We start from the raw sequence: 18,623 nt of genomic DNA, 5'->3' as shown, positions 1-18,623 counted from the left end.
TCCCGCGCGACTAGCGGGAAAGAGCCTCTTTCCAGATGCCGAAGTTCGCCGGATGGCTGAGAGGCTCCGCACTGCAACAGTGGGGCAGGGCGTAGACGGCCTGATTCTTTAGGGCGGGCACGCTGTGTGCCAGCGAGGGGCAGCGGGCGAGCGCTTCGCGGATGGCCAGTTGGCCGGTGAGCGCGTCGCCGGTGAGGGCGATGACGTCGGGGGCGATTTTTTCGAGGAGGAGCGGGCCCTCGATGGTCTGCACGCCTTCCATGACGATTTCCCGATCGGGATCGATGAGCGGCTGCCCCACGTTTTCGCAGCCAAGCGGCCGCAGGACGACGTCGTCGAGGTGGCAGCCCGGGGCCTCGATGAGTAGGAAGCGCCGGGAGAACTCGGGATTGGCGATGCCGAGCAGTACGAGAACGCGCTTGCCGAGGGCGGGCTGGGGAGCGTCGATGGTGGCGATGTCCTTCTCGTACGTGCGCAGGAGCTTTGCGGCGGCCTTTTCGCGTCCGAAGACGCGGCCCGCTTCCTCAATGGCGTGGGGGATGCCGTGCGTGAAGTCGATGGTCCTTGCGCGCAGTCCCTTGGCCTCAAGTTCGGGAGCGATGGATGCCGGGTTCGGCTCATCGCCGGAATTCTCCAGCACGACGTATTCGATGCCCATCTTCTCGTACGCCTTGTAGAGCAGCTTGCGCTTGGGGCCCATGACGCAGAGGATGCACTCTAGCTGTTCGGCGAAGGGGTAGGCACGTTCGACCATGGGAACCTGTCCGCCGATCATGGCCTTGGGGTAGCAGCCGAGCGCGCGGGCGACATCCGCGACGCGGTCGCCGACGAATATGGAATTGAGAAGTGTCGGTCCTGAAAGCATTGTTCCTCCTGATGGCAGTCACGTGAAAATGAATTTGAATTTCATCTTCAGCAAATGGCGTGCCACGATGGAGTATGAAAAAGTGACTTTCTGCGGGCATTTTGCGGTGCCGACGGTGGCTTTGGCCGCAGGAGATGGGAGGGAAAATTCTCGCTTGATCCTGCGAAATGCCCGGCGTGGCGCAGTGTGCGCGGGATGCCGGGCGGGTGGGAAGATTTCCCCTGCCGGTGGGAGGAAATCCTCCCACTTTTAGGATGGCCGCAGATCGTAGCGGCGGATTTTGTCGTACAGGGTGCGCCTGTCGATGCCGAGGCGGGTGGCGACCCGGCTTCGGTTCCATTGGTTCGACTCCAATTCCCTGAGCAGAATCTCGCGTTCGAGTTCGGAAAGCCGGGAGCGCAGGTCGCCTTCCGCAGTGGGCTGAGCGGCTTCGAAGGCCGTGGCGTCCGTGCCGAGTGCTGCCGCACCTGGTATTTCCGTGTCGAATATTTCCGCACCAAGCATTTTCGTCCCAAGTATTTCCGGCCCAAGTATTTCAGCGGGCAGTTCGCCGAGGGTGGCGTAGCGCATGGCCGCATTGCGCAGTTCGCGAACGTTTCCGGGCCAGTCGTAGTGCATGAGCCGGGCGAGCAGGCCGCCGGGGAGGGGTGCGACATTTGGGCAGTTGCCCAGAAAGTGGCCGAAGAGCAAGGGGATGTCCTCGCGGCGTTCCCGCAGGGGCGGGATGCGGATGGGGAGGATGTTGATGCGGTAGTAGAAGTCTTCGCGCATGGCCCCTAGGCGGACCCGTTCCGCAAGGTCGCGGTTGGTCGCTGCGACGATGCGGACGTCGGGCGTGAAGGTGCCCGTTCCGCCAACAGGGGTGATCCCGCTCCCCTCGATGGCGCGCAGCAGTTTGATCTGCATGTTCAGCGGGATTTCCCCGATTTCATCGAGAAACAGCGTGCCGCCGTGGGCTTGCTCGAAAAGTCCTGCATGGTTGCGATCCGCACCGGAGAAGGCTCCCTTGCGGTGGCCGAAGAATTCGCTTTCCATCAGGCATTCGGGAATTGCGCCGCAGTTGACGGAAACGAAGGGACCGCTGGCGCGCTTGCTCGCCTCGTGTACGGCGCGGGCCGCGAGCTCTTTTCCCGAGCCGGATTCCCCGAGAATGAGCACGCATTCCCGCGATGTCGCGGCCCGACCGATGACGGTGAGCATGCGTTTTAGCCCCTGTGAGCGGCCGATGATGCCGAGTTGCTTGAAATCGTCGAGACTTGGGGCTTCGCCTCGGCATTCGGCGGCCTCGTTGTGCAGGGCATCCAGCGCGCCGATGTCGTAGAGGGTGCCCTCGACGTACAGCAGGCGGCCGTGCTCGTCGCGGACGGGGGTGCCCTTGTCGAGCACCCGCACGTCCCGTCCCTCGTCCGCCCGGACGATGTAGCTTAGCCGAAAGTGGCTGTTGCCCGTTTCAGCCTCGGCCGCTGCGCTGCGGAAGCGGGCTTCGTCCGAGGGGTGGATCAATTCGTTGAAAGCTATGGGCGAGGGCGAGAACAGCATGCACGAGTGCATGCGCAGAATCCGGCGGCTTCCCTCGTCGGCGTGAAGGAGCCGGAAATCCGGGGCAGGTGTCCTGCGGTAGGCCATCGCGGGGAACGGACGTTCCCGTATTGTGGACTGCGGCTGTTCTGCCAGTTCGATGCCGCGCACGAGGCTCACGATAAGCGGGTGGGGCCCGTATGTGATGGCGTAGCTGCGGACCAGTAGGCCTGCGGTTTTTCGATCCGGAGAGCAGGGCAGTGTGGCGCTGCACCAGCCGCGCGCTTCGAGTTCGGCCCGAGCCTCGCCCGTTGGGGGAATGCGTATGGAGCAGTGCAGGGGGAGGCGATGGGCCGTACGTCCAGTGCCTGGTGCCGTGTCAAGGCGCTCCTCCGGATGGAAGGCGGCGATGAGCTCCCCGCTGTCGCCGTGAAGAAAGCCCTCCTCGCCAGTGAGCGCCAGCGGGCGGGCGAGTGCCTCGACGTGGGACGCATCGATCATGCGCGAGATGTCGCATGGTTCGATGAAGAAGAGGAATCCGTCATTGCGGATGTGCGAGGCACCCAGCCGGATGCTCTGCACCCTCCAGCATTGTCCGTCGATGCGTAGCTTCGTGTGGTGAAAGGGAAGGGTTCTGACCAGCGCGACAAGACGTTCGAGTTCGATGCACTCGTCCAGTGCCAACTCGAAGATCACGCCCGGGGCGATGCGGCCCCAAAGGCTGCGAGGCAGGGTGTTCTCTCCAAGGAGGAGAACGATTCTGCCGTCGCTATCCAGGCGGATGATGCACAGCCCGGGAAGCGGCAAGGCGTCTGCGTCGGCGATTGGCAAGTGGGGGGCGTAGTTCTGCATGCTGTGGGATGGAACGACGGATGTCGTTGAACGTTGTGGTGAAGTTGAGAATCATTTTCATGCTGAAAACGTATCGCTATGCCAAATGCCATGTTCCGTCAATGGCTGCGGGCAGCGCCGTTTCGTGGGGCGCGGCTTTTCGCGGAGATGCCGACGCGAATGGAATCCCTGCGCGGGGATACGGTGGGGACGAAGAACGCTGCTGGGAGCGTTACGGGGGGGGCGCTTTTACAGGTGATATCACTTGCGCTAGGGCGCGATCGGCGCGTCGCCCCAGGTGCCTGCCCCGGTAACGTGCTGGGGCGGCACGGTCGCGGGAGCGCTCATCGCTCGTGGCGAATGCGCAATGCGGCGGGGGGCAGTGGACATAAAAAAGCTCCCCGGACGGTAACATCGCGGGGAGCTTGGAATTTGCTTGGGCCTTCGAACGGTATCGGAGGGGGAGGGGGAGGGATACACAAATTCGCACCCAACCACCCCGAAATCAAGAAGCGTTAACCCACCGTTTTTACGATAGGAATCACTCGAAAAAATCTGACACTTCGTTGCAAGCGATTTTTGCTAATTTGCCCCAGACTTTCCCCAAAGGCAAGTCGCTGCAAATTAGAATCGAATATTACAATAGTATCAGTTTTTTAATAGCTTGCTTTGCTCCTAACAAGCTTTGATCACTGACTGCCTAAATACTCGCCCCGCAAATTTCAGCTTATCACAGTTAATAGTAAATGTTTGAGAAGGGAAATAAGCACCTCCCTCATCAGGCTGTAGTAAGCATAGGTTCGGCATCCTTCCAAGCAACCCTGACAAGTAGACCATTAGTAACGAAGCAAAAGTTGAATGGCTAGGAAGGATTAAGGTAATTGAGACAGTACCATCAAGAGGAATATCTATTTGTTTTGTAATTTCTTTAAACTGCCCATCTAAATCTTCTGAGAAATCAATCAATTTAAAAAATATTTCTTGAAGATAGTCGTAATCTTCTTCAAGCTTCGTTTTAGCCTCAATATTAAGCGGATGTCCTGATATGTTAATTAGAGCAGATTTCATTATTAGCGTGTCCTATTTTCGCAAGTAACCTTTAAGCCTCGTTCAATAAGGTATGGGATGATCGAAGGCTCAAATTCCATCGAATAAAATTTAATAGTTCCATCTTTGTGGAGGTTATACAAAAAATTACGCCCACCACTAGGAAGATAAAAAGTATAGGCATTATCTCGAATTTGGCAATCAGTCACTGTCAGCGATTTTTCAACTTTCTTTGCAACTTCACCTCGCTGCACATTTTCCTTATTACCAAAACGCTCCATAATATCATCGATTAACCATTCTTTAGGGCATTTATCACCACCAGCATTGGGGGTCTTATATGCAATAATTCTCGTATTTTCTGAAGAATACCATATCAATCGAGAAAATTCTCGCATAATTCCTAGAAGGGTATCTCTGTGGGGCTCTTTAAAGTGCTCAGGATGGTCAAAGCCTCGAAGGTAAGCAGATACACCATTTGCATTCTTTAACCCATCAAGAACCCGTCTCATCCACTCTTCATCGGAAATTAACAAACTTGCTTCACTAATCTTCGTCTCAGAAGGCTTTGTATGTAAAACTCTCTTGCCAAGCCGCAATAAGGTCATTGCTAAGCAAAGAGAAAAACACACAATAACAAGCGAAATAAGCCCCTGAAATAAATATGGGGGAAGACTCTTTTCAATTCCCATAATCGCAAAAGCCACTCCAACAGAAATGACTGCAAGAATGCTAGGATCAACACTCTTCATGCGAGAAATCATTTTCAACTCCGCTACTTCTATCACACCACACCTCGCCAAAATTTGATCAACATATAGAAATAATTCTGTAAACCAATTAAACAGCTTTGCCAATACCCTTCATTTCAGTTTTGTTAAATAAGTATTGTGAGATGGATCACTAGAGGTGAAGTGGTCCCCAAAACTCGGACGGGTGTATAAGTTGGAGCCGAGACAAGCGGAGGGATCATGTCCAAGAGCAAGAGAAATCGTTACTCGGCGGAATTCAAGGGCAAGGTAGCCGAAGAGGACTTGAAAGGGGAAGAGGCACGGGCTCAACTGGCCGTCAGGTTTGACGCTCATCCGAATTTTGTCGCTCAATGGAAGAAGCAGGCTCAGGAAGGTCTGGTAGGCATTTTCTCCGGCAAGGTCGAAAGGCAATCCGCAAATAACGACTTGCAGATCAAAGAACTCCACGCCAAGATCGGCCAGTTGATCGTGGAGCGTGATTTTTTAGCCAAAGCCTTCGGTCGTTGAGCCTCGCCCGAAGGAGAGGGATGGTCGAACCTAGTCATTCCCGGCTCAGCATCGCTAGGCAATGCCGTCTTCTTGGCTTTAGCCGCTCCGGTTTCTACTATGAGGAAGCTGGCGAGAGCGGGTTGGATATGACGCTCCCGCGTTTGATAGACGAGTAGTTTCTTGAAACGCTCTGGTGTGGACGCAGATAGATGACTCGCCGTCTTCGACAGCTCGGCTATGAGGTTGGGGGCAAGCGAATTCGCCGACTGATGCGCAAGATGGGGGTGATGGCGATTTACCAGAAGCCGCGAACGAGCCAACCACATCCGGCGCACAAGGTATATCCGTACTTGCTACGTGGGATCGCAGCCGAAAAGATCAATCAAGTCTGGTGCGCCGACATCAGCTACATCCCGATGCGTCGTGGGTTTCTGTATCTGGTGGCCATAATGGACTGGCACAGCCGGAAAGCTTTGTCTTGGCGGTTGTCGAACACCATGGAGACCGACTTCAGTGTGGCGGCGCTAGAGAATGCGCTTCGACTGTACGGGAAGCCTGACATTTTCAATACCGATCGGGGCAGCCAGTTCACGAGTTTGGAGTTCACCCAGGCGCTTAAAGACGCTGACATACGGATATCGATGGATGGCCGAGGTCGCTGGATGGATAACGTCATGACCGAACGCCTCTGGCGATCCTTGAAATACGAATGTGTCTATCTGCAGGCTTTTGAAACGTGAAGCGAGGCAAGAATGGGCATTGGCAACTGGATCAGCTATTACAATGGCGACCGTCCGCATTCCAGCCTAGGCGGCAGGACGCCTGACGAAGTATACTTCGGAAGACCAGAGCTAGGGGTGGGGCCATTCCTGCCTCTGCCTGCCTCTCAGGCGGCATAACTGGGCAACTGGCTTCACCTTATTGAGGCCGCCAACCTGTCCGAAGGATGGGGACCACCTCTAAGATCTTCATAATCAAGAGCTGTGCTTTGCTTCGTAGCTAACTCATGCCATCGCCTTTCAATAGATTCACGCAGACCTTTAGCGACACGAACAGCCTCCCGCTTGTCAGCGGTTCTTAAGCTCTTCTTGATTACCTTCCGATTATTCTCGAAAGCTTGATACTCAGATGGGATACGAAGACAAAAACGCCAGCCGCTACCGTGGCGTTCAATGTTTTTCGGCATAGATATGTGCCCCAGCTACTGAGTCACGAATGGGTGAAAATACCCCATTAGTGCCCCATTAAGTGCTACTGGAAGCGTCAGGCAGACATTAGATACAAGAAAACCCCTTGATAAATCAACGGGTTAATCTCTTAATGGCGGAGGGGGAGGGATTCGAACCCCCGGTGAGCGTGAGCCCACAACGGTTTTCAAGACCGTCGCAATAAACCGAACTCTGCCACCCCTCCGGTAGGCGCAGGGGTGGAATATATTCGGGAAATGGGGCAAAGTAAACCATTTCGGGCGGTCTCGGGCCGAAGGCGGGAGTTTTGGGCGTTGTGCGTGTGGTTTCGTCTCGTTGGTGCGCGGCGTGCTGGCGGGGCTGGATTCGCGCTGGGCGTAGGCTTCGGACGCTTTTCGCCGTGTGGGCGATGGGTGTGGGCGTAGTGATTTCGTCGCGCCTGTTTGTCCGTCGGTCACCCGCTTGCATTCCATGTGGATGCCGGTCCGCCGTGGCGCTCTTTCGTCACATGCGGTGAAATCTTCCATCGCGGTTGGCCCGTCGTTTGCCATGTCGGGGGCCTTGCGAAAGCCGGGGGAAATGCGCGTGAGTCAGTTGCTGAAAGCCGTATCCTGTGCGCTGGTTGTGCTGGTCGCCATCTTCGCGGTGTCTCCGTTCGCTTCGGCGCGGACGCTGTCGCTTCTGGCCTTTGGGGACAGCATCACCGCCGGGTACGGTCTCGGCGCGGACCAGTCCTACCCGGCGCGGCTGGAAGCCCTGCTTCGTGCGCAGGGGGTGGACGTGCGGGTGATCAATGCCGGTGTGTCCGGCGACACGACGTCCGGCGGACTTGCCCGTCTGCCGTGGATTCTTGAATTGCGTCCCGATGCCGCCATTCTCGCCCTCGGTGCCAACGACGCACTGCGCGGACTCGACCCCACCCTGACCCGCGACAATCTCTCCCGCATGCTGGAACTCTTCGCCGAGGCCGGGGTGCCCGTGCTGCTCGCGGGAATGCGCGCATCGGGAAACAATGGCGACGACTTTCAGCGCCGTTTCGACGCCCTGTATCCCGCACTTGCTCACGAACATGGGGTGGTCCTGTATCCGTTTCTGCTGGACGGCGTGGCTCTCGACTCCGCCCTGAACCAGAGCGACGGCATCCATCCCAATGCCGACGGCGCGCAGCGCATCGCGCTGAATCTGTTCCCCTTTGTTCTCGACCTTCTCGATGTCGCCGCGTCGCAGCCGCATTCCGCCTCGTCGCCCGCGCCCTGATTTCTTCCTCCCCACGTACCTATTCGTTGCGCAGCACGGTCCACGCGCTTTGCGCCAGTGTCCGCCGCACGCCAAGAAGCCCCAGCATGACGGTCGCCGCCACGCCGCCCGCCGGAATGGCGAGCATTGGTCCGACGGGCAGAATCCATTGCGTTTCGAGGACGAAATGCACGAAGGTCCACGCCCCGGCCACGCCAAGCGCCGTTGCGAGGAGCGCCGCGGCCGCGCCGAGCAACGCGAATTCGAGGGTGAGGGCGAGCATGATGTCGCGCGGCGTGGCTCCGAGGACCTTGAAGATCACGGCGTCGCGGTGGCGGGAGCGCAGATTCGCCCGCAGCGCCTCGGACAGCACGAGCAGCCCGGCCAGTAGCGTGACAGCCGCCGTGGCGCGCACGGCAAGCCCGATGTTATCGATGATGCCCTGCACGTCCGCCAGAACGCGACGCATGGAAATGACGACGACGTGCGGAAAACGCTTCGTGAGCATGGCGAAGAGCGACGCCTCCGCGCCCGGTTCGGCGTAGGCCGTGGCGATGAAGGTGTAGGGCGCGTTCTCCAGCACTCCGGGGCCGAAAATGATGGCGTGGTTCACGGCGGCGGTCGTCCAGTCGATATGCCGCGTGCAGACGACGCTCGCCGTGATCGGACGGCCGAGGATGTTGACGGTCAGCGTGTCGCCAAGGCGCATCCCGAAGCCCTTGGCGATGTCGTGATCGAGGCAGATGACGGGCGGCCCCGCGTAATCGCCGTCCCACCATGTTCCGGAGGCGAGGGTGATCTTGTCCGGCTGCGCGTGGGCGAAGGTCAGTGAGCGGTCGGAATTGAGCGCCCACGCCACGGATGGGTCCACGTCCTCGGGTCGGGCGGGGCGGCCGTTGATGTGGGTGATGCGCCCGCGCACGGACGGCTCGCGTTCGAGGCGCGAGACGCCGGGGATGTCCAGCGCCGCCTGCGCAAGTTCCGCCATGTCCGCCCGTGGGATGTCCACGAGGAAGTAGGACGGTGCCTGTCCCGGAGTGCGTCTGCCAGCGATGTCCTGAATGTTGCCGTCCACGAGCGCCACGCTGGTTAGGACCGTCAGCCCGAGGCCGAGGGAGAAGATGACGCTGCCCGTGGACGCGCCGGGGCGGTGGATGTTGGCCAGCGCCTGACGCAGGTGGGGTTGCGCGGGCGAGGGGATGCGGCTGGCCGTGCGGCGCACGATGCGTGCGTAGACGAAGAGGACACCCGCACAGATGACGGCCGCAGCGGCGAAACCGAAGGTTACCGCGCGCGCGTCGGCGGTGAGCCATAACAGCGCGAAGAAGGCCAGCGTTGCGAGGGCCGTCGCGCCGATGGCGGCTGGCGTTGGGCGCTGCGGGGCGGCGTCCGCATAGCCCCGGAACAGCCGCGCCGGACCGATGCGCCCCGCCGAGGATAGCGGCCACAGCGAAAAGGCCAGCGCAGTGAGTAGCCCGTAGGCCACGGCTTCGACCATGGGTTCGAGATGCAGACCGTTGCCGATGGGCACGCCGAGGCGCTCGGCCAGCGGCTCGGCAACGGCCGCCGCTGCAGCGGCCCCGCCGACGGCACCCGTTACGCAGCCCGCGAGGGCCAGCGCCAGAACCTGCGTGAGGTACACGCTGGTGGTCATGCGCCGCGACGCGCCAAGGGCTTTCATCACGGCGATGGTCCGCAGGCGTCCGGCGAGAAATCCCCGCACCGCGCCCGCGACGCCCACGCCGCCGACAAGCAGTGCCGAAAGCCCCACGAGGGTCAGGTACATGTCCATGGTGTCCGTGAAGCGCCGGAGGCCGCGCGCGGATTGGTTGAAGCGGTGGATACGCCAGTCCGCGCCGGGATGGGCGGCTTCCAGTTCGCTTTCCAGCGCGGAGACCTGCTCCAGCGTGGCGACGCCGGGCAGGCGTAGGTTCAGGACGTGACGGGCGAGGGTGTCCGGCCGGAGGAGTCCTGAGGCGGCCAGCCCCGAGGTGGAGATCATGATTCGTGGGCCGAGGCCGAAGAATTGCGACACGCGGTCCGGCTCGCGCAGGATGACGTCCGTGACGCGCAAGTGCCCCTCGCCGACGTTGATGACGTCGCCGAGGTTGATGCCGAGCCGGGCGAGGAGTTCCTGTTCCACCACCGCGCCGTGGATGCCGCCCTTCAGGGCGAGGGCCGTGGCGAGCGGTTTGCCCGAGGCCAGTTCGACGGAGCCGTAGAGGGGGTAGCTTGCGTCCACGGCCTTGAGTTCGGCGAGGGTGGCCGCGCCCGAGTCGGAGCGGGCCATGGTGCGCATGCGCACGATGTGGCTGACGCGCCCCCGCGCGGCCAGGAGTTCGGCGACGTCGGGCGGCGGAGCAAGCTGGGAGCGGATGATCTGGAGGTCGCCCCCCAGCAGGCGGCGCGCGTCGGTGCGCAGCCCTGCGTCCACGGAGGCCGAGAAGGAGCCGACAGCGGCGATGGTTGCCGCGCCGAGGGCGAGACAGGCGAGAAAGACGGCGAATCCCCGCGCGCCGCCGCGCAGTTCGCGCCGGGCAAGGCGCAGGGCGAGGCCGATATCCGTCGCGATGCTCATGGCACGCCGCCGTTCAACTTGCCGTCGGCCATGCGCACGGTACGCGAACAGCGTGCTGCGAGCCGCTCGTCGTGCGTGACGAGGACGAGGGTGGTGCCGAAGCGTTCGCGTAGGGAGAAGAGCAGGTCCATGATGCGCTGGCCCGTTGCGGCATCGAGGTTGCCGGTCGGCTCGTCGGCCAACAGAAGCGGCGGCTCGGGAGCGAAGGCGCGGGCGATGGCCACACGCTGCTGCTCGCCGCCGGAGAGCTGCGAAGGATAGTGCCGCGCGCGTGCGGAAAGGCCCACCTCGTCGAGGCACTGGGCCGCGCGGGCGGCTGCGTCCGGGCGGCGGGAGAATTCGAGGGGCAGGGCGACGTTTTCGAGGGCGGTCATGGTCGGCACCAGATGGAAGGCCTGAAAGACCACCCCCACGTGGGCACTGCGGAAGCGGGCCAGCGCGTCTTCGCCGAGGGTGGCGAGCCGATGCCCGGCCACGGTGATCTCGCCGGAGCTTGGGTGTTCCAGCCCGGCTAGCACCATGAGCATGGTCGTCTTGCCGGAGCCGGAGGGGCCGACCACGCTGACGGTTTCACCGGCGCTCACGCGAAACGTCACGCCGCGCAGGATGTCCACGGTTCCGCCAGCCGCGCCGAGCGAGAGCCGGACGTCGCGCATGTCAATGAGGGCATCGGAGGCGTTCGCTGTCATGCGGATTCCCCGTTGGGAGGTTGAAGGCGTTTGGTTCGATAATGCGGCAATGTGGGCGCGCAGGCAAGGGTGGGCGCGGTGTTGCGGTTGCGCCGCGCGCCGCGAGCGGGTAGGGTGGTCGGGCCGTGGGCGCGCGCCGACGGCATCGACTCCGGGGCGTCGTCGAAGCGGACGATGCCCTTCGCGAGACATGAAGAAATAACGCCGCCAAGCGGCACATGCACAAGGAGAGGCACAATGCCCCAGGCCAAGAGCGGCGATACCGTCCGCGTTCACTACACCGGCACGCTCGACGACGGAACCGAATTCGATTCCTCGCGCGATCGCGACCCCCTCGAATTCGTCGTCGGCGCTGGAGCCGTCATCGCCGGTTTTGATAACGCCGTGGACGGCATGGAGCCCGGCCAGAGCAAGTCCGTGCACATCCCCTGTGCCGAGGCCTATGGCGAATACGTGCAGGAAGCCGTGGCCATGATCCCCCGCGAGCACTTCCCCGATCACATCGTGCCCGAACTCGGCATGGCGCTGCAGATTCCGCAGGAAGGCGGAACTCCGGTGGTGGTGACCGTCACCGCCGTGACCGACGAGGCCATCACCCTCGACGGCAACCATCCTCTGGCGGGCAAGGATCTCACCTTCGAGATCTCCCTCGTCGAGATCGTCTAGTACGCGAAAGGGGGGCCTTGGCCCCCCTTTTTTCATGGCATGAAGCAGGATCGACAGCTCACGCTTCTCGCCTTTGGCGACAGCATCACCTCCGGCTGGGGGCTGCCCTTCGGGCTGTCCTTTCCGTCGCTTCTGGAAGAGCGCCTGCGCGAGGCGGACGGCATCGCCATCCTCGTGCGCAATGCGGGTGTGCCGGGCGACACCACGGCCCATGGCCTGTCGCGCCTGCCCGGCGAACTCGTGCGCGGTCCGGATTGCGCCATCCTCGCCCTCGGCATCAACGATTTCCTCGCAGAGCGGCCCGTGGAACGGGTGGAGGCGAACCTCGACGCCATGCTCGCGCTCTTCACGCGAAGCGAGGTGCCCGTGCTGCTGGCCGGAGTGCGCGGCATCGGCGTGTTCGAACCGGACTATGCCGAGAATTTCGCGGCCATTTTCCCTCGTCTGGCGGCGCGATACGACGCGCTGCTCCTTCCCGATCTACTCGACGGGGTGGCGGGCATTCCTGCCCTGAATCAGCCCGACGGTCTGCATCCCAACGCCGACGGAGCGCGGCGTATCGCCGACGGTGTGCACCCGCTGGCGCTGCGCCTCGTGGAGCGCTGTTTTCGCGTGTAGCTGCGTCCGGTCTATTCCTCTCCGAGCAGGATTGTCTTCAGATCCTCAAGCGTTCCCTTCCACGCCACATGCTGGCCGATGGACAGGCTGATCACCGGAGCCTGATCCGCGTTGATTTCCACGACGATTTCCTCGTCGGGCAGGGCGAAGACGGCTTCGGCCCATGCCTCGGCGGGCAGGCCGGACACTTCGCAGTCGTGATCCGTGCGCAGGTCGCACGATATGCGTCGTTCACTCATGATGCTCACTCCTTGAATCCGTATGGTGCCGCAACGGCGGCGGGCGGATTGTGCGACATGGCGGGATGATGCGCAAGTGGCGCGATGCGTCGGCGGCTCACTCGTCCTCGCCGATCATCTCGCGGATGAGCTTCTCGTTGCGCTTCGAGAGGTCCTTGAACTTGCAGCCGATGATCTTCGGCGAGACGCGACGCACAATGGCCGAGAGCTTCTTGAGCTTCACGGTGCCCATAACCACGAGGTCGAACTCAATGACCTCGCCTTCCTGAAATTTTGCGTTCATGGGCTTGAACCCGATGCCGCCGAGGCTCACGTCCACAACGGGCAGGCTTTCCTGCGTGCGGGGCAGGCGCACCGCACGGTCCGCGAACTGTAAGCGCTTGTGCCTGCGTTGTTCGGAACCGTCTTTTTCCGCCACGGCCTCGTCGAGAATCTGGACCTCCAGCTCTTCGGCTTCGCTGCGCTTGCCGTAGTACCATTCCTCGCCGGTCAGCTTCAGGAACAGGTCCTTGGCGGCGGGGATTTCGCCGAGGGAATCGAGAATGGCGCGCAGGGTTTCCTCGGCGCGTTCGTTCTGGCCCGTTTCCATGTAGGCTTCCGACAGGCTGACGGCGATGTCCGGGTCCGATGGGGCCAGCGCGTGGGCGTGCTCGTAGGCGGCCACGGCCTCCTCGCCGCGCGTTTCCTGACGCAGGCGGTCGCCAGCGGCCTTGAAGGGGTTCGGCGCGTCGGGGATGGCCTTGCGCACCTCGGTGTAGAGGCTTTCGGCCTGTGGGGCGTTGCCCGTGTAGGCATAGATTTCGGAGGCCTTGAGCAGATGGCGCATGGCTCCGTCGATGTCGCCCTTGCCCCGGTGCGCCTCGGCAAGGCCCTTGTAGGCTTCGGGGAAGTCCGGGGTGCGGCGCAGGGCGGCGGCTAGCTTCTTCATGGCCACGTCGAAGCGCCGCATGCGCAGGTCCTCCCACGCGGCGGCAAAGAGCTTTCGCGCCTCGGCCTCGGGTTTGGAGAGTTGCGGCGGTTGCGGTTTTGCCTCGGTCTGGGCGGAGGCCTGGTCCGGTGCTGATGGCGTTACGCCGGTGCGCTTGAGCGCCTTGAGCACCTCGGTTACGAGGTCGCGCGGGCCGAAGGGCTTACGGATAAAGCCCGAGGCACCGGCCTTGGCGGCGCGGGTGAGTTCGTCGGGCGATTGGTCGCGGATCATTATGACGATGGGGATGTGCTGACCCGAGGTGCGCAGCTTGCGCAGCAGGACGAAGTCCGCAGCGGCGACGATGCCCCAGTCCAGCACGGCGGCGTGCGCGCCGGGGGTGCGGATGCGCTCCCACGCCTCGCGGACGTCGGCGGCCATGCGGGGTTCGGCCATGCCCGCATCCGTGAGCACCTTGTGCAGCAGGTCCCGCGCCGTGGCGTTTGGTTCGGCCACAACGAGGCACAGGGTTTCCAGTCCCGGCATTGTTCCCCCGCGCGTCAGGGCGTGAATGACAGCGCAAGGATACACGATGCTTGCGCGTTCGTCACCGTGCAACGCAAATGCGCGGATACGGCGTCGCCAGCGCGAAACGAAGCGCCCCGGACGGTGCGGAACCGTCCGGGGCACATGGTATTTCGGAAGGTAGGGAAATCAGGCGGTGTAGCCGGTGTCCACGGGCTGACCGGGCGTGGCCGCCGCAGTCTTGGCGAGCACGTCGCAGCGTTCGTTGTCCGGATTGCCGCTGTGGCCCTTGACCCACTCGTAGCGGATGGTGTGGGCCTTGAGCAGGGGGATGATCTTCAGCCACAGGTCCTTGTTCTTGACGGGTTTCTTGCCCGCGGTCATCCAGCCCTTCTTCTGCCAGTTGGCCAGCCAGCCCTGTCGGATGGCGTCGAGGAAGTACTTGGAGTCCGAGTAGAGGACGACGCTGCATGGGCGCGTCAGCGCCGTGAGCGCCTCGATGACGGCCGTGAGTTCCATGCGGTTGTTCGTCGTCTGGCGGAAGCCGCCGGAAAGCTCGCGGGCCGTGTCGCCGAAGCGCAGCACCGCGCCCCAGCCGCCGGGGCCGGGATTGCCGAGGGCGGAGCCGTCGGTGTGGATGATGACGGTCGTCCTGTCGTTCGATTCGGTCATTTGTCGTCCTTGGCGTCGAGTCCGATGAGGCGTTCCCACGTCATGGCCAGCGCCTTGACCAGCCCCGTCGGCCAACTGTCGTTTTCGAAATGGTAGGGCATGTGCCTGTCGCGCAACTCCGCGATGAATTCGTGGCCCAGCGCGCGTTCGACCAGCGGCGGCATGACGATGGTGGTCGTCTTGTCGCGCACGTCCAGCCCGAAGAATATGGTCTTGGAGTCGAGGACCGGAACCTCCACCGGGCCGTCGGCGATTTTGATCCGCAGTTCGAGGCCGAATTCCTTCTCGAACATGCGGGAGAGTTCGAGGAGATTCTTTTTTTGCTCCTTGCTGAGCGTGCCCGTGGCGTCGTGCAGGGCGGAGCGGGCCTGGATGACCTCGATGGCGCGGTCGAAGTGGCGGGTGTAGAGCCAGCCGACACCGACGAACACGCAGATGAGCAGCATGATGCGCAAAAAGCGCATGCCGCCGGATTCGTCCTTGGGCGGCAGCATGTTGAATCGCATGGGAACTCCTTGGCGGGTGTCGTTCTGCGGGGCGGATGGGTCCGCCGCATCGGTCCGGGGAAAGGTATGCGTTGCGCCTGTGCGGGTCAAGACGCGGCTGGCCCGGCGTCTCGCCGCAGGGCGGAGACGGGGTCCATGCGCGCGGCCATGCGTGCCGGGCGGATGCCGAAGATCACGCCGATGAGGGCCGAGGAGCCAAGCGCGATGCAGAACACCTTGCCCGAGAATTGGATGTCCAGAATGCCGAGGCGGGTGAGGGCCTGCCCGAGGCCCATGCCGAGCCCCATGCCCAGAAGCGCCCCGGCGGTGGTCAGGATGATCGCCTCCATGAGGAACTGCATGGTGAGCATCCAACCGGTGGCGCCGAGGGCCTTGCGCAGGCCGATCTCCGTGGTCCGCTCCGTGACGCCGATGTAGAAGAGGTTGGCGAGCACGAACCCGCCGACGACCATCGCCACGGCGGCGGTCACGCCGAGGAAGGCCACCAGCCCGCCCTTGAGCATGCTGATGAAGCCGATGATCTCGTCGGCGGTGAGGATGGAGAAGTCGTCCGCGTCGTCCGGCCCGAGCCGGTGCAGATGGCGCAGCAGGGAGCGCAGGTTCTCCACGTGGGTGGGCATGTATTCCGGTTCGTGGAATTTCACGCGCAGGGCGCGGAAGTATTGCCTGTCGAGGTTGAAGCGCTGGGTGAGGGTGGTTAGCGGTAGCACCACGCGTTCGTCGATGTTGCCACCGCCGCCGGTGAAGCCGCGGTAGGCCAGCTTGCCCACCACGAGGACGGGGATGTCCTTTAGGTAGATCACCTGTCCCACCGGCGAGCGGTCGCCGAAAAGTTCCTCGGCCACGGCGTCGCCGACGAGGGCGATCTTCGCGCCGCGCGCGACGTCCTCTTCCGTGAAGTCGCGCCCTTCGGAAAGCGGCCAGTTCCAGACGTCGGAATAGCCTTCTGTCGCGCCGACCACCACGGGGATGACCATGTTGCGGTTTCCGGCGCGGGCCGTCACGTTGCCCTGCCCGCGCATGGGCACCACCAGATACGCTCCGGGCAGGGACTGGCGCAGGGCGTGTACGTCGGACCACGAGAGGGTGTTGGTGCGTTTGCCCAGCGCGTTGCTCTGGATGTCTCCGCCGAGGATGAAGGCCGCGTCTGGCCCGAACATGTCCATGATTTCCATGGTGCGGCGTTCCGCGCCGTCGATGGCGGTGACGATGACCGTTAGCGCCGCGATGCCGAGCCCGATGGCCGTCACCACGAAGGCGCTGCGTAGCTTGTAGGCCCACACGGCTTCCGTGGCGAAGCCCGCGGCCCGCACCACGTGCCGCCAGACAACCGCGACGCTAGGCAATGCGCCCGTCCGCAAGGTTGATGCGCGTGCGTGCATGGCGTGCGGTGTCCTCGTCGTGGGTGACCATGACCACGGTGGTGCCGTCCGCGTTGATGCGCGAGAGAAGGGTCATGATTTCCGCGCTGGTCGTGGAGTCGAGCTGTCCCGTGGGTTCGTCGGCGAAGACCACGCGGGGGCTGTTGAGCAGGGCGCGGGCCAGCGCCACGCGCTGCTGCTGACCGCCGGAGAGCTGCGAGGGGCGGAAATCCGCCCGGTCGGCAAGGCCCACCAGTTCGAGCAGCTCCTGCGCGCGCGTCGAGAGGCTGCGGCGCGACTCGTGGCCGTACAGCCCCGGCAGCAGGACGTTTTCGAGCGCCGAGGCGTAGGAGATGAGATAGAAGCTCTGGAACACGAAGCCGAAGTGCCGGTTGCGCAGCATGCTGCGGTGGTCGTCGTCCATGTCCGCCACGTTTTCGCCTTCGAGAACGTAGTTGCCGGAGGACGGACGGTCGAGCAGGCCGAGGATGTGGAGCAGGGTGGACTTGCCCGATCCGGACGGTCCCTGCAGGGCCACGAAGTCCCCGGGCATGATGTCGAGGCTTATGCCCTTGAGCACTTCGGTGGTCATGTCCCCATGGGCGTAGCTGCGGCGGATGTCTTCGAGGCGGATGATCGGCGTGGCGGACATCTAGCGCTTCTTCCCCTTCTTTGCGTCGCCGGGTAGCACGAGTCGGGTGGCCACGGTGTCGCCCTCGGCGAGACCGTCGAGCACTTCCGTGGAGTTCGCGCCGGAGAGGCCGAGGGTCGGCGTTACGCGGACGGCCTTGCCGTTTTTCATCACGAACACGACCTGTTCGCCATTCACCCACTTGAGGGCGGCGTTGGGCAGGGCGGGCACGTCCTTTCGCGTCTCGACCACGATGCGGCACTGGGTGGTCATCTCCGGGCGCAACTGGAGGGCGGTTTCTCCGTCGATGGTCACCAGCGCCTGATAGTAGACGATGTTGTCGCGCACTTCGGGCTGGGGGTAGATCTGGTCGATGGCACCGTGGAAGACCTTGTCCGGGAAGGCGTCCACCTGGAATTCCACGGGCATGCCGTGGCGGACCTGCCCGATGTCCGTCTCGTCGACGTAGATCCACATTTCGAGGCGCGTGGGGTCGAGCACGGTGATGAGGTTGGTGACTTGCAGGCCGGAGACCACGGTCTCGCCCTCCTGCGCCGTCACCTGACTGACCACCCCCGCGATGGGGCTGTGGATCGTGGTGTAGGACAGGCGGGTGCGGATGGAGTCGAGGCTGGCCTCGGCCTCGGCCACGCCGCGCTCGGCCTTTGTGCGTTCCTTGCCGAATTCGCCCCGGATGCGGGCCAGCGCGGCCTCGCGGGCGCGAAGCTGGCTGGCCTTGACCTCGGCCTTCTGGGTCGCGTCGTCGAGGGTGTCGCGCGGGACGAGGTCCTGCTCGAAGAGGCGCTGCTGGCGGGCGAGGAAGTCGCGGGCGTAGGCGTCCTCGGCACGGGCGGCCTCCAGTTCGGCCTCGGCTTCCGCGATCTGCAGGGGGTAGACCGTGCGCACGCGGGAAAGCTCCGTGCGGGCGCGACCGAGGCGTGCCTCCGCCTCGGCCTGCTGGGCGCGCAGTTCGCGGTCGTCGATGACGGCGATGAGGTCGTTCTCGCGCACCTCGTCGCCGACCTTGACCCGCATCTGCGTGATGCGGCCGGTGGCCTGCGCGCCGATCTTGACGATGGCGCCCACCTGCGCCTTGACGATGCCCGTCGCGTCGAGCTGCTTTCGCACCTCGCCGCGCTGGATGGTCGCCGTGGAGAGAACTTCCGGAGCGCCGGAGTCGCGCCCAGAGAGCCAGACGAAGACGATGCCCGCTGCCAGAGCCAGTGCCAGAACGATGAGGATGAGTCTTCTTCGCACGTGATGTTCCTGTCGAGTCGGAGTCTTGTGAACGGGAGACGTGCGTCGA

17 protein-coding genes, 1 tRNA gene and 1 pseudogene are annotated in these 18,623 nt (G+C 62.8%); 4 read left to right on the top strand and 15 right to left on the bottom strand.

The features are described from left to right. Window positions 1–10 precede the first annotated feature (10 nt). The 4 genes from GGQ74_RS07760 to GGQ74_RS07745 form a co-directional block, all read right to left on the bottom strand. Window positions 11–865, bottom strand: a complete 855-nt coding sequence (locus tag GGQ74_RS07760; RefSeq protein ID WP_167940912.1) for an ABC transporter substrate-binding protein — start codon at window positions 863–865, stop codon at window positions 11–13. Between the two features lie 249 nt (window positions 866–1,114). Beyond that, a complete protein-coding gene (locus tag GGQ74_RS07755; protein WP_167940911.1) occupies window positions 1,115–3,235 on the bottom strand; it encodes a sigma 54-interacting transcriptional regulator in 2,121 nt (706 codons plus the stop codon). A gap of 654 nt (window positions 3,236–3,889) precedes the next feature. Then, a complete protein-coding gene (locus GGQ74_RS07750) occupies window positions 3,890–4,282 on the bottom strand; it encodes a hypothetical protein (protein ID WP_167940910.1) in 393 nt (130 codons plus the stop codon). Window positions 4,283–4,284: 2 nt separating this feature from the next. Further along, window positions 4,285–5,049, bottom strand: coding sequence for a hypothetical protein (locus tag GGQ74_RS07745; protein ID WP_167940909.1), 765 nt, complete (start codon window positions 5,047–5,049; stop codon window positions 4,285–4,287). Window positions 5,050–5,232: 183 nt separating this feature from the next. Between GGQ74_RS07745 and GGQ74_RS07740 the strand changes: the two are divergent. Continuing rightward, a pseudogene (locus tag GGQ74_RS07740) lies at window positions 5,233–6,401 on the top strand (IS3 family transposase). A gap of 14 nt (window positions 6,402–6,415) precedes the next feature. On the opposite strand, the gene GGQ74_RS16580 reads toward GGQ74_RS07740, so the two are convergent. After that, window positions 6,416–6,688: a DUF6538 domain-containing protein gene (locus GGQ74_RS16580; protein ID WP_425338086.1), complete on the bottom strand. Its 273-nt coding sequence runs from the start codon at window positions 6,686–6,688 to the stop codon at window positions 6,416–6,418. Window positions 6,689–6,823: 135 nt separating this feature from the next. Beyond that, window positions 6,824–6,915, bottom strand: a tRNA-Ser gene (locus tag GGQ74_RS07735). A 359-nt stretch (window positions 6,916–7,274) separates the two neighbouring features. Between GGQ74_RS07735 and GGQ74_RS07730 the strand changes: the two genes are divergently transcribed. Next, on the top strand, window positions 7,275–7,946 hold the full coding sequence (locus tag GGQ74_RS07730) for an arylesterase (protein ID WP_342448592.1): 672 nt from the start codon (window positions 7,275–7,277) through the stop codon (window positions 7,944–7,946). A gap of 19 nt (window positions 7,947–7,965) precedes the next feature. Here GGQ74_RS07730 and GGQ74_RS07725 read toward each other — a convergent pair whose 3' ends face one another. Both GGQ74_RS07725 and GGQ74_RS07720 read right to left on the bottom strand, forming a co-directional pair. After that, window positions 7,966–10,503, bottom strand: coding sequence for an ABC transporter permease (locus GGQ74_RS07725; RefSeq protein WP_167940907.1), 2,538 nt, complete (start codon window positions 10,501–10,503; stop codon window positions 7,966–7,968). Next, the gene (locus GGQ74_RS07720; protein WP_167940906.1) at window positions 10,500–11,192 is read right to left on the bottom strand and encodes an ABC transporter ATP-binding protein; all 693 of its coding nucleotides are present in this window, start codon (window positions 11,190–11,192) and stop codon (window positions 10,500–10,502) included. The genes GGQ74_RS07725 and GGQ74_RS07720 overlap by 4 nt, the downstream gene beginning before the upstream one ends. A 237-nt stretch (window positions 11,193–11,429) precedes the next feature. Between GGQ74_RS07720 and GGQ74_RS07715 the strand changes: the two genes are divergently transcribed. Both GGQ74_RS07715 and GGQ74_RS07710 read left to right on the top strand, forming a co-directional pair. Beyond that, window positions 11,430–11,858, top strand: coding sequence for an FKBP-type peptidyl-prolyl cis-trans isomerase (locus GGQ74_RS07715; RefSeq protein WP_167940905.1), 429 nt, complete (start codon window positions 11,430–11,432; stop codon window positions 11,856–11,858). 39 nt (window positions 11,859–11,897) lie between these two features. Then, complete coding sequence (locus GGQ74_RS07710) at window positions 11,898–12,476, top strand: GDSL-type esterase/lipase family protein (protein ID WP_167940904.1); 579 nt, start codon at window positions 11,898–11,900, stop codon at window positions 12,474–12,476. Window positions 12,477–12,487: 11 nt separating this feature from the next. Here GGQ74_RS07710 and GGQ74_RS07705 read toward each other — a convergent pair whose 3' ends face one another. The 7 genes from GGQ74_RS07705 to GGQ74_RS07675 form a co-directional block, all read right to left on the bottom strand. Next, window positions 12,488–12,715, bottom strand: coding sequence for a hypothetical protein (locus GGQ74_RS07705; protein ID WP_167940903.1), 228 nt, complete (start codon window positions 12,713–12,715; stop codon window positions 12,488–12,490). 97 nt (window positions 12,716–12,812) lie between these two features. Continuing rightward, window positions 12,813–14,168 carry a tetratricopeptide repeat protein gene (locus tag GGQ74_RS07700; protein WP_167940902.1) on the bottom strand — a complete coding sequence of 452 codons (1,356 nt, stop codon included), beginning with the start codon at window positions 14,166–14,168 and terminating at the stop codon, window positions 12,813–12,815. Between the two features lie 168 nt (window positions 14,169–14,336). Continuing rightward, window positions 14,337–14,819, bottom strand: a complete 483-nt coding sequence (gene rnhA, locus GGQ74_RS07695) for a ribonuclease HI (RefSeq protein WP_167940901.1) — start codon at window positions 14,817–14,819, stop codon at window positions 14,337–14,339. Beyond that, window positions 14,816–15,325 (bottom strand): TPM domain-containing protein, encoded by a 510-nt coding sequence (locus tag GGQ74_RS07690; protein WP_167940900.1) that lies wholly within the window; start codon window positions 15,323–15,325, stop codon window positions 14,816–14,818. Before GGQ74_RS07690 ends, rnhA begins: the two co-directional genes overlap by 4 nt. A gap of 86 nt (window positions 15,326–15,411) precedes the next feature. Continuing rightward, window positions 15,412–16,671 carry an ABC transporter permease gene (locus GGQ74_RS07685; protein ID WP_245168145.1) on the bottom strand — a complete coding sequence of 420 codons (1,260 nt, stop codon included), beginning with the start codon at window positions 16,669–16,671 and terminating at the stop codon, window positions 15,412–15,414. After that, window positions 16,664–17,338 carry an ABC transporter ATP-binding protein gene (locus GGQ74_RS07680; protein WP_167940898.1) on the bottom strand — a complete coding sequence of 225 codons (675 nt, stop codon included), beginning with the start codon at window positions 17,336–17,338 and terminating at the stop codon, window positions 16,664–16,666. The genes GGQ74_RS07685 and GGQ74_RS07680 overlap by 8 nt, the downstream gene beginning before the upstream one ends. After that, window positions 17,339–18,574: an efflux RND transporter periplasmic adaptor subunit gene (locus GGQ74_RS07675; protein ID WP_167940897.1), complete on the bottom strand. Its 1,236-nt coding sequence runs from the start codon at window positions 18,572–18,574 to the stop codon at window positions 17,339–17,341. Window positions 18,575–18,623 lie beyond the last annotated feature (49 nt).

Origin of the sequence: Desulfobaculum xiamenense, assembly GCF_011927665.1 — a bacterium.
GTDB lineage: Bacteria > Desulfobacterota > Desulfovibrionia > Desulfovibrionales > Desulfovibrionaceae > Desulfobaculum > Desulfobaculum xiamenense.
Note: the sequence above shows the minus strand (reverse complement) of the source record. Positions and strands in the feature narration are given on the sequence as shown.

Coding starts and splice junctions, on each gene's coding strand:
- GGQ74_RS07755 (WP_167940911.1), bottom strand. CDS start 3,235: ATGCAGAACTACGCCCCCCACTTGCCAATCGCCGACGCAGACGCCTTG.
- GGQ74_RS07750 (WP_167940910.1), bottom strand. CDS start 4,282: ATGAAATCTGCTCTAATTAACATATCAGGACATCCGCTTAATATTGAG.
- GGQ74_RS07680 (WP_167940898.1), bottom strand. CDS start 17,338: ATGTCCGCCACGCCGATCATCCGCCTCGAAGACATCCGCCGCAGCTAC.
- GGQ74_RS07760 (WP_167940912.1), bottom strand. CDS start 865: ATGCTTTCAGGACCGACACTTCTCAATTCCATATTCGTCGGCGACCGC.
- GGQ74_RS07690 (WP_167940900.1), bottom strand. CDS start 15,325: ATGCGATTCAACATGCTGCCGCCCAAGGACGAATCCGGCGGCATGCGC.
- GGQ74_RS07720 (WP_167940906.1), bottom strand. CDS start 11,192: ATGACAGCGAACGCCTCCGATGCCCTCATTGACATGCGCGACGTCCGG.
- GGQ74_RS07715 (WP_167940905.1), top strand. CDS start 11,430: ATGCCCCAGGCCAAGAGCGGCGATACCGTCCGCGTTCACTACACCGGC.
- GGQ74_RS07700 (WP_167940902.1), bottom strand. CDS start 14,168: ATGCCGGGACTGGAAACCCTGTGCCTCGTTGTGGCCGAACCAAACGCC.
- GGQ74_RS07710 (WP_167940904.1), top strand. CDS start 11,898: ATGAAGCAGGATCGACAGCTCACGCTTCTCGCCTTTGGCGACAGCATC.
- GGQ74_RS07725 (WP_167940907.1), bottom strand. CDS start 10,503: ATGAGCATCGCGACGGATATCGGCCTCGCCCTGCGCCTTGCCCGGCGC.
- GGQ74_RS16580 (WP_425338086.1), bottom strand. CDS start 6,688: ATGCCGAAAAACATTGAACGCCACGGTAGCGGCTGGCGTTTTTGTCTT.
- GGQ74_RS07705 (WP_167940903.1), bottom strand. CDS start 12,715: ATGAGTGAACGACGCATATCGTGCGACCTGCGCACGGATCACGACTGC.
- rnhA (WP_167940901.1), bottom strand. CDS start 14,819: ATGACCGAATCGAACGACAGGACGACCGTCATCATCCACACCGACGGC.